Annotated in this window: 13 protein-coding genes; 7 read left to right on the top strand and 6 right to left on the bottom strand. The window is 54.7% G+C overall.

Annotated features, from left to right (window positions below):
- The first annotated feature begins 190 nt into the window (after positions 1-190).
- Positions 191-1,666, top strand: a complete 1,476-nt coding sequence (locus tag KO1_RS02160; protein ID WP_004103176.1) for a nucleobase:cation symporter-2 family protein — start codon at positions 191-193, stop codon at positions 1,664-1,666.
- Positions 1,667-1,799: 133 nt separating this feature from the next.
- Positions 1,800-3,947, top strand: coding sequence for a formate dehydrogenase subunit alpha (gene fdhF, locus KO1_RS02150; RefSeq protein WP_077254309.1), 2,148 nt, complete (start codon positions 1,800-1,802; stop codon positions 3,945-3,947).
- Between the two features lie 74 nt (positions 3,948-4,021).
- On the opposite strand, the gene KO1_RS02145 is transcribed toward fdhF, so the two are convergent.
- The 3 genes from KO1_RS02145 to KO1_RS02135 all read right to left on the bottom strand — a co-directional run bounded on the left by KO1_RS02145 (position 4,022) and on the right by KO1_RS02135 (position 8,376).
- Entirely contained in the window at positions 4,022-4,627 is a 606-nt protein-coding gene (locus tag KO1_RS02145; RefSeq protein WP_004113683.1) for a nucleotidyltransferase family protein, read from the bottom strand.
- Positions 4,628-4,692: 65 nt separating this feature from the next.
- A complete protein-coding gene (locus KO1_RS02140; protein ID WP_004103181.1) occupies positions 4,693-5,151 on the bottom strand; it encodes a (2Fe-2S)-binding protein in 459 nt (152 codons plus the stop codon).
- Between the two features lie 12 nt (positions 5,152-5,163).
- The gene (locus tag KO1_RS02135; protein ID WP_004113685.1) at positions 5,164-8,376 is read right to left on the bottom strand and encodes a molybdopterin cofactor-binding domain-containing protein; all 3,213 of its coding nucleotides are present in this window, start codon (positions 8,374-8,376) and stop codon (positions 5,164-5,166) included.
- 1,011 nt (positions 8,377-9,387) lie between these two features.
- On the opposite strand from KO1_RS02135, the gene KO1_RS02130 reads away from it, so the two are divergent.
- Positions 9,388-10,827 carry a sugar porter family MFS transporter gene (locus KO1_RS02130; protein WP_004113687.1) on the top strand — a complete coding sequence of 480 codons (1,440 nt, stop codon included), beginning with the start codon at positions 9,388-9,390 and terminating at the stop codon, positions 10,825-10,827.
- Complete coding sequence (locus KO1_RS02125) at positions 10,824-11,258, top strand: PTS mannitol transporter subunit IIA (RefSeq protein WP_004103186.1); 435 nt, start codon at positions 10,824-10,826, stop codon at positions 11,256-11,258. The genes KO1_RS02130 and KO1_RS02125 overlap by 4 nt, the downstream gene beginning before the upstream one ends.
- A gap of 96 nt (positions 11,259-11,354) precedes the next feature.
- Here KO1_RS02125 and uraH read toward each other — a convergent pair whose 3' ends face one another.
- Positions 11,355-11,729: a hydroxyisourate hydrolase gene (uraH, locus tag KO1_RS02120; protein ID WP_029779342.1), complete on the bottom strand. Its 375-nt coding sequence runs from the start codon at positions 11,727-11,729 to the stop codon at positions 11,355-11,357.
- A 249-nt stretch (positions 11,730-11,978) separates the two neighbouring features.
- On the opposite strand from uraH, the gene KO1_RS02115 reads away from it, so the two are divergent.
- Positions 11,979-12,506: a lipocalin family protein gene (locus tag KO1_RS02115; protein ID WP_023321204.1), complete on the top strand. Its 528-nt coding sequence runs from the start codon at positions 11,979-11,981 to the stop codon at positions 12,504-12,506.
- Between the two features lie 77 nt (positions 12,507-12,583).
- Here KO1_RS02115 and KO1_RS02110 read toward each other — a convergent pair whose 3' ends face one another.
- Entirely contained in the window at positions 12,584-13,078 is a 495-nt protein-coding gene (locus KO1_RS02110; protein WP_004103192.1) for a hypothetical protein, read from the bottom strand.
- A 232-nt stretch (positions 13,079-13,310) separates the two neighbouring features.
- Entirely contained in the window at positions 13,311-14,951 is a 1,641-nt protein-coding gene (gene pckA / locus KO1_RS02105) for a phosphoenolpyruvate carboxykinase (ATP) (protein ID WP_024274382.1), read from the bottom strand.
- Between the two features lie 315 nt (positions 14,952-15,266).
- Here pckA and KO1_RS02100 point away from each other — a divergent pair, with 315 nt between their 5' ends.
- Both KO1_RS02100 and KO1_RS02095 read left to right on the top strand, forming a co-directional pair.
- A complete protein-coding gene (locus KO1_RS02100; RefSeq protein ID WP_004103196.1) occupies positions 15,267-16,160 on the top strand; it encodes a LysR substrate-binding domain-containing protein in 894 nt (297 codons plus the stop codon).
- Between the two features lie 59 nt (positions 16,161-16,219).
- On the top strand, positions 16,220-16,906 hold the full coding sequence (locus tag KO1_RS02095; protein WP_004103197.1) for an RluA family pseudouridine synthase: 687 nt from the start codon (positions 16,220-16,222) through the stop codon (positions 16,904-16,906).
- Positions 16,907-17,053: the final 147 nt, after the last annotated feature.

Here is a 17,053-nt window from a genome sequence, read left to right as displayed (position 1 = left end):
GTGAGTTATTTCACACAATTCCTCTTCGATTCTCAGGATATTTATTTTTGGCACATCTTACGCATATCACTCAACGTGCGCGCAACACGCTGGTGAACGCATCAGCTCAGGGAGGCAGCGGCCTTCGAATCGTAACTTCGGCTCCGTTCACGTTTATACGGAGTGAAGTCGTACAGGAGATAACAACTTCATGAAAGATATCGCCAATTCCGCCTCACGCAACGGTCATTCAACCGCACCGGTTGATGAGGTTTTACCCGTTACGCAAATGATTCTTTATGGACTACAGCACGTGCTGGTGATGTATGCGGGCGCCGTGGCGGTTCCGCTCGTTGTGGGTAATGCGGTAGGGCTCCCGCCGGAGCACATTATTTTACTGATTAGCGCCGACCTGTTTATCTGCGGCGCGGCCACCATCGTACAGTCGCTGGGGGTCGGTAAGTGGCTCGGCTGTCGGCTGCCGCTAATCCAGGGTTGTACCTTCGCCGCGCTGATCCCGATGGTGTTGATCGGCAAGGAGTATGGGATCGGCGGTATTTCCGGGGCGGTGATCGTCTCCGGTATTTTCATCCTCTGCTGCGCCCCGTGGATTAGCAAGCTCATCCGCTTCTTTCCCAAGGTGGTCATGGGCAGCATCGTCACGCTTATCGGCATGTCTATTATGCCGGTCGCTGGCGGGTGGATCGGCGGCGGCAGCAGCGAGATGAGCGGCTTTGGCGCCCCCTTCTCGCTGCTGATGGCGGCGATTACTCTGGTGATTATTCTTAATATTTACACCTTTGCCTCCGGCGTGGTGAAAAATACGTCGGTACTGATCGGCCTGATTATCGGCACCGTACTCTGGAGCTGCTTTAAGCCTCTCGACTTTAGTCTGGTCCACGCCACACCCTGGCTCCATCTACCGACCCTGATGCCGTTTGCCAAACCTGAATTTCATATTATCCCCGTCGCCCTGCTATCAATGGTCATGGTGGTGGTCATGGTGGAAACCATGTCCTCAATGATGGCGACCGGGGATATCGTCGGGAAAAAAGTTGACGCGAAAATGCTGCGCAACGGCCTTAACACCTGCGGCATCGCGACCACTATCTGCGGCTTTTTTAATCTGTTTCCCTACGCCGCGTTCGCGCAGAACGTCGGCCTGATCGGTTTAACCGGGGTACGCAGCCGCTTTGTGGTGTCGGTCTCCGGTATCATTCTGATTCTGATGGGCGTGTTCTCAAGGATGGCGGCGCTGGTGGTGCTGATACCAAAGCCGATCCTCGGCGGCGCAGGCATCGTCATGTTCGGTATGGTGGCCGTCTCCGGTATTCGTACCCTGGGGCAGGTGAACTATCGCAACAATAATAACGGCATGGTCGTGGCGTTGACCCTCGGCCTCGGCATGATGCCGGTGCTGGTGCCCAATCTGTTTACCCAGTTTCCGCCGATGGTTCAGCTGTTTCTGCACAGCGGGATCACCATCGGTACCCTGACGGCTATCGTCGCCAACCTCACCCTCAACGGCAGCGTACCTTTCCGCGTTAACCACGAAACGCCGGTCCCCGATCCGGCCCCGCCGAGCTCAGCGGCGCGCAATATGGCCGTCAGAACCGTCAGAATGTGGCTCCTGCTGCGCAAAGTTCAGAAGGAGAGACAGCCTGAAGAAGCCCAGGAGGGACAGTAATGCCCACCCGAATCCTGTTTGCCTTGATCACCCTGCTGCTGCTGGCGATACCCGTCGTGCAGCAGGGAATAGCGCAGGGCCTTAGTTGCCGCTTTAGTTATGCCCTGCTGTTCTAAGTTTAAGGACCACTGCTATGAAGAGAGTAACGACCGTCTGCCCCTACTGCGCCTCCGGCTGCAAAATGCAGCTCACGGTAGAGGAGGGAAAAATTACCCGCGCCGACGCCGCGATGGGGAAAAACAATCAGGGCACCCTGTGCCTTAAGGGCTACTACGGCTGGGATTTTATTGACGACCCGCAGATCCTCACGCCGCGCCTGAAAACCCCTATGATCCGCCGCCAGCGCGGCGGCAAGCTGGAATCCGTCTCCTGGGACGAAGCGCTCGATTATGTGGCAAATCGCCTCAGCGACATCAAGGCGAAATACGGGCCGGACGCGATTCAGACCACCGGCTCTTCGCGCGCCACCGGCAACGAAACCAACTACATCATGCAAAAATTTGCGCGCGCCGTTATTGGTACCAATAACGTCGACTGCTGCGCACGCGTCTGACACGGCCCTTCGGTTGCAGGTCTGCACCAGTCGGTCGGCAACGGCGCAATGAGTAATGCCATCACCGAGATCGATAATACCGATCTGGTGTTTATTTTCGGCTATAACCCGGCGGATTCGCACCCGATCGTGGCGAATCACATCCTCAATGCTAAACGCAACGGGGCCAAAATCATCGTCTGCGATCCGCGCAAAATCGAAACCGCGCGCATTGCCGACCTGCATCTGGCCCTGAAAAACGGTTCCAATATTGCGCTGCTCAACGCCATCGGGCAGGTGATTATTGCGGAGGATCTCTACGATAAATCCTTTGTCGCCGGGCGTTCCGAAGGTTTCGAAGCGTATCGCAAAATCGTCGAAGGCTATACGCCGGAGTCGGTGGAAGCCATCACCGGCGTCAGCGCCAGGCAGATTCGCGAATGCGCGCGGCTGTATGCCACCGCCGGAAACGCCATGATTCTGTGGGGAATGGGCGTGACCCAGTTCTGGCAGGGCGTCGAAACGGTGCGTTCCCTGACCAGCCTGGCGATCCTCACTGGTAATCTGGGGAAACCGCACGTCGGCGTTAATCCGGTGCGCGGCCAGAATAACGTCCAGGGCGCCTGCGACATGGGGGCGCTGCCGGACACCTATCCCGGCTATCAGTACGTGAAATTTCCGGAGAATCGGCAAAAGTTCGCCAAAGCCTGGGGCGTCGGGAGCCTGCCGGAGAACCCTGGCTACCGCATCAGCGAGCTGCCGCACCGCGTAGCGCACGGCGAAGTGCGGGCGGCGTATATCATGGGAGAGGATCCGCTCCAGACCGATGCCGAGCTTTCCGCCGTGCGTCAGGCCTTCGAAGAGATGGAGCTGGTCATCGTCCAGGATATCTTTATGACCAAAACCGCCGCGGCGGCCGATGTGATTCTGCCCTCGACCTCATGGGGCGAGCATGAAGGCGTCTATACCGCAGCGGACCGCGGCTTCCAGCGGTTTTTCAAGGCGGTAGAGCCGAAGTGGGATCTGAAAACCGACTGGCAGATCATCTGCGAGATCGCCACCCGTATGGGTTATCCGATGAAGTACGACAACACCCAGCAGATCTGGGATGAACTCCGCCACCTGTGCCCCAACTTCTTCGGCGCGACCTACGAGAAAATGGGGGAACTGGGCTACGTGCAGTGGCCGTGTCGCGACGAGTCGGAGGCGGACCAGGGCACTTCGTATCTGTTTGCGGAACGTTTCTCCACCCCGAACGGGCTGGCGCAGTTCTTCACCTGCGAATGGCAAGCGCCGATCGATAAGCTGAGCGACGAGTATCCACTGGTGCTCTCCACGGTGCGCGAAGTGGGCCACTACTCCTGCCGTTCGATGACCGGCAACTGCGCGGCGCTGGCCAAACTGGCGGACGAACCGGGCTACATCCAGATCAACACCGCCGACGCAAAACGTCTCGGCATTGAGGACGAAGAACTTGTGTGGGTTAACTCGCGCAAAGGCAAGGTGATTTCCCGGGCGAAGATCAGCGACAGGCCGAATAAAGGGGCCGTCTATATGACCTATCAATGGTGGATCGGCGCCTGCAACGAGCTGGTCACCGAGAATCTTAGCCCAATCACCAAAACCCCGGAGTACAAGTACTGCGCCGTTAACGTTGAGCGCATTGCCGATCGGCAAGCCGCCGAAAGGTACGTCATTGAGGAATACAGCAAGCTGAAAGCCCGCCTGCGCGAAAGCGCCGCGGGGTAAAAAATATCGCCCCGGCGGTCAATCCCCGGGGCGATATTGTCTCTGCTTATTTTTTCTGATGACGTCCATCAACGCTATCCGACAGCCGTCAGATCCTTGCGGCAGCGGCGCGCGACCGCAAGATACTGCTGCGGAGTGTCTACATCCCAGTGAATTCCCTGATTCTCCACCGGGATAACGCGCACTGCCATCTGACCGATGACCTCCCTCAGGGTGACCTCTTCCGCCGCGTGGTTAATCAAAGATATCGCCCGCTGCGGCAGAAGTACCGGGTGGCCTTTACCGCGATCGTAAGCCGGAATGAGGCAGCTTTCCGCGTCGGCGTTGGCCCATAGCCTGCGGTACACGCCCGGCGTGACCTCCGGCATATCGCCCAGCGCCAGAAAGAAACGCGAAGCGCGGATATGGCTCACCCCGCACTGAATCGAAGAGAACATGCCCTCCTGATATCGCGGGTTAAAGACCACCTCAACGCCCGGATGGTCCTGATAGCACGCGGCCAACTCATCGCCGCGAAACCCCGTGACCAGCACCACCCGATCGCAGAACGCCAGGGCGCTGGCAAGGGCGCTATCCAGAATCGTTCCTTCGCCCCACGGCATCATCATTTTCCACTTGCCCATGCGGCTTGAGAGCCCGGCAGCCAGCATAATGCACTGCTTATCGACTTTTTTGCTCATTGTCATCCTCCTCCTGCGGCCGAAAAAGCGCCGCCGTCAACTGGCGACGGCGGCGCTTACGATGGTCAGGATTTCAGCACGGCTTTAATCGAGGTGATGATCGGCTGATATCCCGTACAGCGGCAGATATTCCCTTCCAGCGCCTCTTTCAGCTCATCGTCGCTGGGGGCCGGGTTGGCATCCAGCAGCGCTTTAGCGCTCATTAATACGCCGGGGGTGCAGAAGCCGCACTGAACGCCGCCGTGACGAATAAAGGCATTCTGCAATTTTTTGCCGACCGGATCGTGATGCAGCGCTTCGACGGTGGTGACCTCCGCCCCGTTGCACTGGGCGGCCAGCAGCAGGCAGGAGCAGACCGATTTTCCGTCCAGAATGACGGTGCAGGCGCCGCACTCACCCACCGAACAGCCCTCTTTGGTGCCGGTTAACTTGAGATCTTCACGTAGAAAATCGATCAGGCGGACATTGTCTTTAACATCGCGGGCAATGCGGATGCCATTCACTTTTAGCTCAATATGGTTCATGTTCATGGCTCCTTATTTCTTCTGCTCTGTCATGACTTCCTGCAGCATCTGCCGGAACATATCGATAAATACGGGGACTTTATAGGGGGCTGACCAGCGTCCGCCGATGGCTTTTTCTACCTTGTCGTGAAGCACGCCGGCCGCATAGTCGATGGTGGCGGCGTCTAGCGTCTTACCGGTGAGCGCCTGCTCAACCTCAGTCAGCCGCTGCGGTTTAGCCATCAGCGCGCCATCCACCAGACGGCACAGGCGAACCACGCCCTTATCGACCATGAACTGCCCGGTTAAGCTCTGGCGCGTAATGTTCAACGCATTGCGCCGGCCAAGCTGCAGATAGCGATTGATCAGCGGTTGCTGCGTCGGCGCCGGCAGGATAAAGCGGACCACCAGCTCATCGGGTTCAAGAAGGGTGCGATAGCCGCCCACGACGAATTCGCTGACCGGCATCCGGCGCGTTCCGCGCGCGCTGCGCAGCTCGACTTCCGCATCATAAATAATGAGCGGCGGCATGGAGTCCGCGCACGGGGCGGCGTTGACGATATTGCCGCCGATCGTTGCCCGATTGCGCAGCTGCAGGGAGCCGACGGTTTTACAGGCAGTGACCAGTAGCGGATAGCGTTGCTGAATCAACGGATGCTTAACCAGATCGGTAAAGCAGACGCCGGAACCAATTGAGACGCCACCCTCAACGTCAAAAATCTCCTTCAGCTCCGCCAGCCCGGCAATATTAACAAGCGGCACTTCGCCGGACAGCATCCGGGCCTGAACCAGCACATCGGTACCGCCGGCAATAGGCATTGCCCCCTTCTCGGCCATCAGCGTCAGGGCCTCTTTAAGGGTTTGCGGGACGCTCAGCGACAGGGTGTTGAGGCGGTGAACCTGTTTCTTATCGCCCGATTCCAGCATCTGCTCGCTCTGGCGTTCCGGCTTCTTAAGGTTATAGCCGAGGCGAACCTGTTCAAGCGTCAGCGGCAGGGTCCGGTTGGGTCGGTCGATGGCGAAGCTCACCGCGTTGTTGAGGGCCGCAGCGCCCAGTTCGAGCACCGGTTCGCCGATAACCTTCGCCCCCATCGGGCCCGCTTTATCATAGTTTTCCACCGCGATGATATCGATGTGCGGCATATCCTTGATGGTCGGCAGCAGATAGGTATCGAAGTTTTCCGATTTCACCACGCCGTGCTCGGTGTTGAAATCCTCGAGCATGCCGTAGCCGATCATCCCCTGCAGCACGCCGCCGTAAACCTGGCCGCTAAAGCCAACCGGGTTAATGACTTTTCCCACATCGTGAGTGGCGACGACGTTATTGACGGTAATTTTACCGGTGCGCATATCCACCGCCACGTCGGCCAGCTGGCAGCCGTACACCCAGGTGAAATAGGGGCTGCCGCAGCCTTTCTCTTCATCCCAGTGAATATTCGGCGCCACGTGCCAGCCGTAGGCGGAGAGGTTTGCCCCGGTAGCCCGGGTCATATCGCACACCTGCTGGAAACTGAGACTCAGCTCCGGGTTGTGGCGGTTGAACACTTTGCCATTTTGCCAGGCAATATCGTCAATGCTCTGCGCTTTTAGCGTTTCCCTGACGGCGTCCGCCATGCGTTGTTTAATTTTGTTCGCCGCGCTCAGAATCGCCTGCCCGCCCATCAGGGTACCGCGCGAAGCGACCGTTGAGCCGCCGTCGGCGATCATCGCGGTGGCCGGTTCGCTAAACATCACCCGATCGAGCGCAATACCGAACGCTTCCGCCGCCAGCAGCGACATGGTGGTCTGCAGCCCCTGCCCGTTCTCGGATACCGAAGTGGAAATGTTCACGCTGGCGTCGGCATTCACCTGAATCAGGGCCGAGGACGCATCCAGCCCCTCCGCCCCCAGAGAGCAGCCGCGATGGCTCAGCGCGAAGCCAATCCCGTAGCGGATCGGGCCGCCTTCCGCGTTAAGTTTTTTATAGTGCTCGCGTTTGGCCTCATATTCGGCCTTGAGCAGCGTCTTCTCCAGCACCTCCTGCGCGGAGACGGTGTGTTCGCTGAAGACCTGCCCGGCCATGCTGGTATCGCCCTGCTTGAGAATATTGCGCAAACGGAATTCGACGGGCGACAGGCCCAGTTCGCCCGCCACGTCATCCATCAGCGATTCGTTGGCGAAAATGACCTGCGGCGCGCCGTAGCCGCGGTAGGCCGAGGTGTAGTTGTTGTTGGTATACACCCCCACCAGATCGACGCGCACGTTAGGAATATTATAGGGACCCGCCGCCTGGACGGAACTGCGCCAGGTGACAAACACCGTCTGGCCGCAGTAGCTGCCGCCATCGGCGATGATGTCAATTTTAATCGCCTGAATACGCGCGTCGTCGTCCACGCCAATGCGGTATTTCATCTTATAAGGATGGCGCTTGTAGCTCTCGCGCATCGACTGTTCACGGTTATAGGAGATCTTAACCGGCCGTCCGGTCAGGTGCACCAGCAGCGCCGCGCGGCAGGAGACGTTATCGATAATGTCATCCTTACCGCCGAAGGAGCCGCCGAGGACCGAACGCTTAATATTGACTTTCGCCTGGGGCAGGTCGAGATATTTGGCAATCACCGCCCGGGTGCGGTGAGCGTTCTGAATCGACCCTTCAATGGTCATGATCTGTTCATTATTGTCCAGATAGGCAGTAATGGACTCCGGCTCAATATAGCCATGCTCCTGAAAACCCACTTCATATTCACGTTCAAAGATATGGGTGGAGGCGGCAAAGCCGGCTTCTATATCGCCCTTCGCCGTGTGGTGGCGATTGATGATATTGCTATCGAGTTCGCTGTGGATAAGGCGCGCCCCGGGCTTCATGGCCTCTTCCGGCGAAGTAATCGGTTCCCACGGGGTATAGGTGATTTTGATTTTATCGACGGCAATGCAGGCCGCCTCATAGGATTCCGCCGCCACGACGGCTACCACGTCGCCGCGGTAGGCGATCTCCTTGTCAATAATCGGCGGATGATCGGGAACAATCGCCCCCAGTTTGCGCTGGCCGGGTATATCGTCCCAGGTGGCGATGCGCACGACCCCCGGGACTTTTTCCGCCTCCGACAGGTCTAGAGAATCAATACGCCCGGCAGGGATATCGACGTAGCGGCATACGCCATACAGCATATTATTCATGGTGATGTCATCGCCGTAGACAGCTTTACCCGTCACCTTGGCGAGCCCGTCTACGCGGGGCACCTCACTGCCAACAAGCACTGTATCCATATTATTCAGTCTCCACTCACAAAGAAAGATGACTGAATAAAGCAATGGCTATGCCACCTATAAATAAAGGGTTATTTGAGGGTAAGTTATGTGAAGCATCTCTAAAAAAACCTGCCGCTGAAATAATATGACATGGATAAGCCTGCCGGGTAATTATCAAAAAGAGAACAGGCGTATCACTATGATAATCGGTTGTTCTCAATTCTCTTTCCCGGGGCCGCCCCGCCGCTAATCATTGACGACATACATAGATCTCAGCCTTCGCTTGCGGTCAAAAAGCGGACTCAGGAGGTTAAGCCGTGAATGTTAACGCTCGCCACGGCAGCAGCTTTTTGCCATCAAATTTCGAATAAAAATTAAAATAATTTCAATAATGGAATTTAAGTTCCATAAAATATGCGGTAAACAAATGTGATATATATCATAATTTTAACAATACATCGGCATACTGATAGCTACACCCCCCATTTGCAAGCTAAAAAATTACTCTATATATCAGATGATTATAAACAAAGCCCTGGTATAAACAAGGCTGCTACACTTGCCTCACAAAACACACTCGAAACAAAACTTTCAAAATGTGATCTGTTTGCATTTTTATTTCACTTATTGCGTCAATAATAACGTCTCACTAAACGCACTCTGCCCGCCTTAATGGCGCAGCAGAAATCCTAACCCCCCGGAGGATGCAATGAAGGAAGTGAGATCAGGATTTATCAGAACCGTTTATATTGGCCCACCCCTTTTCCACCCTCACGCTGCCGGGGACTTTCTGAACGTCGACCATCCCGGAGGACCCAGCCCCGCATCTACCGATGATTCATCATTAATCAAAAAGAAACCTCTTTGATCGGTTTTATTTAGCGCATAGCAATCGCGCTAAATAGTTGCACTAAGAACAAAAAATTATTTCATCCCGACCGTGCTTCGCCTGGCGCAAAGGCAGGCCATGACGGGGATGGGATGACACGTTTTTATCTCGTGCCGTTAATCAAAACAAAAGGTATAAAAATGTCTCTTATTATGAATCTGAACCTACAGCAGAGAAAACGACTACACCAGATAACCCTGGTTGCGACATTTGGCGGCCTGTTATTCGGTTATGACACCGGCGTTATTAATGGCGCATTTTCCTCTCTGAAACAATATATGGCTTTGACGCCGACCACTGAAGGTCTGGTCATGAGCGTATTGCTGATCGGCGCTGCGCTAGGCAGCGTGTTCGGGGGAAAATTCGCCGATTTCTTTGGCCGAAGAAAATACCTGCTTTTTTTATCCTTTATTTTTTTCATCGGCGCACTGATGTCCGCTCTGGCGCCAGATATCACCGTACTGCTTATTTCACGTTTCATCCTCGGCTATGCCGTCGGCGGCGCTTCGGTCACCGCCCCCACCTTTATATCTGAAGTCGCGCCAACGGAAATGCGCGGAAAACTCACTGGCTTAAATGAAGTCGCGATTGTCATCGGCCAGTTAGCCGCATTTGCCATCAACGCCATTATTGGCATCCTCTGGGGCCATCTGCCCGACGTCTGGCGCTATATGCTGATGGTACAGACCATTCCCGCTATCTGCCTGTTTATCGGCATGCTGCGTTCGCCGGAAAGCCCTCGCTGGCTCGTTAGCAAAAACCGCCATGAAGAAGCGCTGGAAATTTTAAAGCAAATCCGCCCGCTTGAACGCGCAACCAAAGAATTCAACGATATCACCACCTTAATTAAGGCCGAAGCCGATAAAAAGCTCCATTCGCAAAACGCCTTTATCACCATCCTTCAGACGCCATGGATTTTCAAACTCCTGCTGGTAGGGGTGATTTGGGCGGCGCTGCAGCAGACCACCGGGGTCAACGTCATCATGTACTATGGCACTGAGATCCTGAGCAGCGCCGGATTCTCCGAAAGAACCTCCCTCATCTGCAACGTACTCAATGGCGTGTTCTCCGTCGGCGGCATGTTATTTGGCGTTCTGTTCCTGGTCGATCGTTTTAAGCGTAAAACCATCATTATTTATGGTTTCGCGATCATGGCTACCCTGCACCTTATCATTGCCGGCGTAGACTACACCCTGGTCGGCGACATCAAAGCCACGGCCATCTGGCTGCTCGGCGCGATGTTCGTTGGCGTAATGCAGGGGACGATGGGCTTTATCACCTGGGTGGTGCTGGCGGAACTCTTTCCGCTCAAGTTCCGCGGACTGTCGATGGGCATATCGGTATTTTTCATGTGGGTGATGAACGCCATCGTCAGCTATCTGTTCCCATTATTGCAGGCCAAGCTCGGGTTAGGCCCGGTGTTCCTGATTTTTGCCGCGATTAACTACCTGGCGATTATTTTTGTCGTCACGGCGCTACCTGAAACATCAAATAAATCGCTGGAGCAGCTGGAAGAAGAGCTGTCGGCCAATAAATCTTCAGCACGACTCAATGCAGCAACAAAGGAAAGCGGATTATGATCGATAACATTACGCAAGATAATCTTCATCTGTCATGCCGGGCGAAAAATAAAGCGGAAGTGCTGGCGATGATTGGCGCTGACTTTAAGGCCAGGGGTTATGTCAGTGAAGATTGCGTGGCCTTTCTTGCTGAAAGAGAGCGCCAGGTCTCCACCTTTTTAGGTAACGGCATTACGCTGCCGCATCTGCCTAAATCAGCCACAAACATCATAGTTAAAACCGGCGTTGAGATTTATCAGTTCCCTGACGGCGTAATCTGGGACAGAAATAACGTCATGTTCATTGCCATTGGCGTGATTGCTAAAGAGAGTGAGCACATTGATGTGCTAAGAGAAGTCGCGTCAATCTTTAGCGATGAAGTTATCGCCAGAGCGCTGTCATTGATTGCCAATAAAGCGGACTTTTTAAGGATCCTCCAGCAAAACCAATAAGCACGGCGCGCTACCGAAAGTCGTCAGATAAAAGCCTGCTTGTAAGCAGGCTTTTGTTTATTATGGCGTGAGGTAAAGCGTGTTTATTGCGAGCGATCAGCTACCTTTATAGGTGGAATAGCCATACTGGCTGAGCAGCAAAGGAATATGTAGCTTTTCATTGGTGCGCGTCACGGTAAAGAGAACCGGGATCTCCGGGAAAAATGAGGCCAGTTTCTGCTTATTGAAGTCATCGCCGGTTTTGAAGGTCACTTTGTAAATCCCCGGCTGCATATCCCCTTCTGCCGGATACAGCGATTTAATTCGGCCATCGTTGTCGGTTACGCCGCTTGCAAGCTCGGTCCATTTATTCGCCTGCTGTTTTTCCAGGGTCACCGTCACGCCCGAGGAAGGCAGCCCGGTTTGCTGATTGAGAATATGTACGCTGAGCGTCCCGGTGGGAGCACTAAACGCTGCGGGGATGAAAGACATAGCAGATAACAGAACCAGACCGGATAATTTTTTCACAATGTTTTCCTGTTGCGGATAATAACAATTAAACGTTAGCAGCTGGGCTGTGAAAATATATTCAATTTTTCGTGATAAACGCGGTTATGGAAACAAGCGCAGAATGCTATTCGTCCCGGGGACGATAGATTTTTCTGAATATAACCTCAACGATCGGGAAAAGAATAAGCCTGCGCTATACTCCCTGTTCCTGCGTTCACAAAAGGACTTCACATGAAGATATGGCCTGTTCTGACTGGCGTTGCTATCGCATTAACCCTTGTCGCCTGTAAATCCCCCACGCCACCCAAAGGTGTCCAGCCCATAAGCGACTTTGACGCGAGTCGGTATCTGGGCAAATGGTATGAAGTTGCCCGCCTTGAAAATCGTTTCGAACGCGGCCTGGAGCAGGTCACCGCGACCTACGGTCAACGCAGCGATGGCGGCATTAGCGTAGTTAACCGTGGTTACGATCCGCAGAAACAAAAATGGAACGAGAGCGAGGGTAAAGCTTATTTCACCGGCGCTCCTGATACTGCGGCGCTGAAAGTCTCCTTTTTTGGCCCGTTTTACGGTGGCTATAACGTGATCGCGCTGGATAGCCAGTATCAATATGCACTGGTCAGCGGCCCCGATCGCGGCTATCTGTGGATCCTGTCGCGCACGCCGACCATCCCTGACTCCGTGAAGCAGGAGTATGTGAGCATTGCGCGGAAGTTGGGCTTCCCGGTCGATAAACTCGTCTGGGTGACCCACAGATAAAAGGCTGAATCCACATTATCTTCAGCGAACCAACGCGCTGAAGATAATGTTGGCATAAGGCGGAGGGCGAAAAATAATCAGTGTGATGTCTGCTGGTTCGCATTGGCCGCATCTTCTGCGGTTTTAGCGGGAGCGATACTCTCTTTAATTTCTTTTGTTTTATTCGCCGCATCGTTGGCCAGGTTATTGGCATCAACAATCGCGCTGTCTTTAATTTTGCCAGCTTCCTGCACGATTTGGTCGCTTTTCTGCCGGGCATCCTGCTTGACGGCATCAGCCTGGGCCTGGGCCTGCTGAGCAATTGCTTCCGCTTTTTTATCCGCCTCCGCCTTGATGCTGGAGGCCTGGCTGCTGAGATTGTTGGCCTCGTCCGCCGCCTGTTTTTTTATTGCATCAATGTGTTTATCAGCTTCATCCTTAATTGCGTCGGCTTTATCGGACGCCGCCTCTTTAATTTGTTGGGCGTTATCTTTTGCTTTATCCAGATTAGCATCAACCTTTGAGGAATCATCACAGCCGGCAAGAAATAAGCATACGGCAGAAGCGATTAGCGTTTTACTCCAGAGTTTCATAGTCATTCCTTTATTTATCGATATCAGCGTATCGAGGGATCATCGCAGCGGGGTTACCAGGATAATTCTCATAACAATAATGCCATGAGGTTATTTTGACCCAATCCTGAGCCCTGCATCCCTTTATTTATAATCGCTAAACAGGCAGAGTCAAGTTCCTGCGCCATTCACCCGGCGATGGCTAACGTAAAAAACCCGGGCGGCTGCCCGGGTTGGTCGCTGAAAAAATGCCTTAGGCCGTAACGGCTGATTTTGTCAGCGTCGGACCGGCTAACGCCAGGCGGGCGCCGGCTTCGGTATCGCTATATTGCCTGAAGTTATCCATAAACAACTGCGCCAGACTTTCGGCCTTCTCCTGCCATTTGTCGGCGGAAGACCAGCCGCTACGCGGGTCAAGCAGCGCGCTATCCACGCCTGGCACGGTTTGCGGAATAGACAGACCGAACACCGGGACCGTCTCCTCGCGCAGCTCGCCGGTAGTGCCGTTTAAGATCGCGCTGATGATATTGCGCGTATCGCGTAGCGAAAGGCGCTTGCCCTCTCCGTTCCAGCCGGTATTCACCAGCCAGGCCTCGGCGCCCGATGCCGCCATTTTCGCAGCCAGAACGCTGGCATACTGCGTCGGGTGCAGCAGCAGGAAGGCCGCGCCATAGCAGGCGGAGAAGGTTGGCGTGGGCTGAGTAATGCCGCGCTCGGTTCCGGCCAGCTTCGAGGTAAAACCCGACAGGAAATGATACTGCATCTGCTCGGTTGTCAGACGGGATACCGGCGGCAGCACGCCAAAAGCATCGGCGGCAAGAAAAATGACCTTCGACGGATGGCCCGCGCGCGATACCGGTTTCACGATGTTGTCAATATGCGACAGCGGATAAGAAACGCGGGTATTTTCAGTCTTACTGCCGTCGGCGTAATCCACGCTGCCATCGGCTCTGACCACCACGTTTTCCAGCAGCGCGTTACGACGAATCGCGCCGTAAATTTCCGGTTCGGCATGCGGGTCAAGATTAATGGTCTTGGCATAGCAGCCGCCTTCGAAGTTAAACACGCCTTCATCGTCCCAGCCGTGCTCGTCATCGCCGATCAGCTGACGCAGCGGGTCGGTGGAAAGCGTGGTTTTGCCGGTGCCTGACAGACCAAAGAAGAGCGCCACGTCTCCCGCTTCGCCGCGGTTAGCTGAACAGTGCATCGAGGCGATCCCCTGCTGCGGGAGCAGATAGTTCATCACCGAGAAGAGACCCTTCTTCATTTCGCCGCCGTACCAGGTGCCGCCGATCAGCTGAATTTTTTCGCTCAGGTTAAAGGCGACAAAGTTCTCGGAATTCAGCCCTTGTTCCTGCCATTTGTCGTTGGTGCAGCCCGCGCCGTTGAGGACGACGAAGTCCGGCGTAAATTCAGCCAGCTCTTCCGCGCTCGGCGCAATAAACATGTTTTTGACGAAGTGCGCCTGCCAGGCCACTTCGGTGACGAAGCGGACGCCCAGGCGCGTTGCCGGACTGGCGCCGCACCAGGCATCGACAACATACAATTTTTTGCCGCTCAGCTGTCCGGCAACCAGCGTCTTCAGGTCAGCCCAAATCTCCGTGGATAACGGCTTATTATCGTTGCGGCCAAGGCCGGAATCGGACCACCAGACGGTGTCACGCGTCAGCTCGTCTCTGACGATATATTTGTCGCGCGGAGAGCGTCCGGTAAAGATCCCGGTATCCACGGCAACGGCCCCGGACTCGGTCATGACGCCGCGCGCCGCGCCGGTGAGCTCTGCATTGGTTTCATGCGCAATCAGCAAGTCGTAATCGGGGTTATAAAACAGCTCGCTGCTTTCCTGAATTCCGAGCGCAAGAAGAGCGTCTTTTACTGATTCAATACGTGACATGGCACTCCTGACAAACTATTGGCTGGATAAGATGCTATTCGGTTATTTCAACCCGTCAGTTAAGCAGATGGATTTATTTTAATAAAAAAACCATCGTGCAATTAAATAACCAGGATGAACAGACCAGAGCCGGCGATTTAAAATCGTGCTCGTGTAGGGTTTCGCCTGTACTTTAGAAATATCGTTGGCACGTATACCTCATAAGCTAACTCTGCTAAAAATGTTAACACCTGTAGGTAAGTATGTTAATTGCATAGTTTCTATGCGTTATGCTAAAATTGCATAGCATTTATTGCAGGAATGAGGAATGGATCGGTGCTGGCGAATCTTGAAGTAAAATGGCTTTACGATGTGATTGCCCTTGAGGAAGCCAGAAGCTTTACGCTCGCGGCCAAAAGCCGCAATATTTCGCAGTCCTCCTTCAGCCGCCGCATTCAGGCGCTCGAGTCTTCGCTGGGCTTCAGCATCTTCGACCGTTCGGCAAACCCGCTGCAGCTGACCAACCGAGGGAAGATTTTCGTTGGCTACGCACGAAATATGCTCGACGATATGGACTTCCAGATCAGCCGAATTAAAGGGCTGAACAACACCACGCAGAAAATAAGAATCGACGCTGCGCCGTCGCTTTCCGTTTTATTACTGCCAGAAATTATCGCCGGTTATACCGACCGGAAGAATAAAACTTTTCATGTTGAATCGATTAATGTCAACGATGCCGTATTTAATCTTAAAGAAGGCAAAAGTGATTTTATCCTGTCGTTTTATAATGAAGAGCTGATGAACTATCCGTTTATCAATCATAAAATTTTCGACTCAGCGCTGCACCTCGTTTCTCCCTGCGATAAGCACGGCAGACCGCTTTTTAATTTGCATCGCGGGGTGCTGCCGCTGATGAAATACGCCAACGACAGCTATATGGGACGCCAGGTGAATCAGGTGATCGACCGCAAGCCGGAAATTACCTTCTCGCTGACCTTTGTCTCCTCAATGAGCGAGCTGTTAAAACGTATGATCCTCAACGGCGACGGCGTGGGCTGGCTGCCGCAATACTCTATCAAGCGCGAGCTCGAGGAAGGCCGCCTGACGATAATGGATGAGAGCCTGTCCTTGCCGATCGGCGCCTATATTTATCGCTCCGGTGCGCGGCTCAACCAGTCCGCCGAACGTTTCTGGCAGCATATTAAGGCCATGAGTACCGTCACCGCATAGCTCGCGTGAAGGCGAATAATACGCTATTATCCGCCTCCACTCTCTCTCCGTGCAGCCTGATGTCTACCGTTATCGATACCTTTATCGCCCCGCCGTGCCACGCTGAAATCGATATCCTCTACCAGGATGACCATCTGCTGCTGATCGATAAACCCTCAGGCCTGCTGAGCCTGTCGGGGAAAAATCCCCTGAATCTCGACTCGGTACATTATCGACTGGTACAACAGTTTCCCGGCTGCACGCTGGCGCATCGTCTTGATTTCGGCACCTCCGGGCTGATGGTGATTGCGCGCAACAAGGCCATCAACGCCGCGCTCTGCCAGCAGTTCAGCCAGCGTGCGGTGAGCAAAGTCTACAGCGCGCTGCTGTGCGGGCATCTGGCGGATGATGAAGGAACCGTTGACGCTCCGATAGCCAAAGATCCGGCGCTGTTTCCGCTGATGACGATTTGCCCGCGCCACGGCAAACCTGCCCGCTCCGGCTATCGGGTCGTGGAGCGCCTGCGCTATCAAGGTCAAGTGCCGGTAACGCGAGTCCAGCTGACGCCGGAAACCGGCCGCACCCATCAGTTGCGTATTCACTGCCAGCACCTTGGCCATCCTATTCTGGGCTGCGATCTGTACGGCGGCATGGCGCTTCCGGGAACAGAACAGGCACCGCGCCTGATGCTGCACGCCAGCGAACTGCATTTCGTGCATCCGGTTAGCGGAGAGAGGATCGACGCCGTCAGCCCCAGCGCGTTTTAACTCGCTTCGCTCGCCAGCCCGACGCTCCCCTACGCCAATTGACGTCAACGCCTGAATTCGACTCTCTGACCGCGCTGCGACTTGCTTCCCGGTGGCGCTGCTGTATGACCGGGCTACGGGTTCACAACCGCCTGCGATCGGGTAGCC

The sequence above is a fragment of the Klebsiella oxytoca NBRC 105695 genome, assembly GCF_001598695.1.
GTDB lineage: Bacteria > Pseudomonadota > Gammaproteobacteria > Enterobacterales > Enterobacteriaceae > Klebsiella > Klebsiella oxytoca.
This window is presented reverse-complemented; position numbering and strand designations above follow the sequence as displayed.

What these genes read in the sequence shown, in the direction of transcription:
- KO1_RS02110 (WP_004103192.1), bottom strand. Translation starts at nt 13,078, where the DNA reads ATGAAACTCTGGAGTAAAACGCTAATCGCTTCTGCCGTATGCTTATTT.
- KO1_RS02140 (WP_004103181.1), bottom strand. Translation starts at nt 5,151, where the DNA reads ATGAACCATATTGAGCTAAAAGTGAATGGCATCCGCATTGCCCGCGAT.
- KO1_RS02095 (WP_004103197.1), top strand. Translation starts at nt 16,220, where the DNA reads ATGTCTACCGTTATCGATACCTTTATCGCCCCGCCGTGCCACGCTGAA.
- uraH (WP_029779342.1), bottom strand. Translation starts at nt 11,729, where the DNA reads ATGTCTTTCATCCCCGCAGCGTTTAGTGCTCCCACCGGGACGCTCAGC.
- KO1_RS02125 (WP_004103186.1), top strand. Translation starts at nt 10,824, where the DNA reads ATGATCGATAACATTACGCAAGATAATCTTCATCTGTCATGCCGGGCG.
- KO1_RS02130 (WP_004113687.1), top strand. Translation starts at nt 9,388, where the DNA reads ATGTCTCTTATTATGAATCTGAACCTACAGCAGAGAAAACGACTACAC.
- KO1_RS02135 (WP_004113685.1), bottom strand. Translation starts at nt 8,376, where the DNA reads ATGGATACAGTGCTTGTTGGCAGTGAGGTGCCCCGCGTAGACGGGCTC.
- KO1_RS02160 (WP_004103176.1), top strand. Translation starts at nt 191, where the DNA reads ATGAAAGATATCGCCAATTCCGCCTCACGCAACGGTCATTCAACCGCA.
- KO1_RS02115 (WP_023321204.1), top strand. Translation starts at nt 11,979, where the DNA reads ATGAAGATATGGCCTGTTCTGACTGGCGTTGCTATCGCATTAACCCTT.
- KO1_RS02145 (WP_004113683.1), bottom strand. Translation starts at nt 4,627, where the DNA reads ATGAGCAAAAAAGTCGATAAGCAGTGCATTATGCTGGCTGCCGGGCTC.
- pckA (WP_024274382.1), bottom strand. Translation starts at nt 14,951, where the DNA reads ATGTCACGTATTGAATCAGTAAAAGACGCTCTTCTTGCGCTCGGAATT.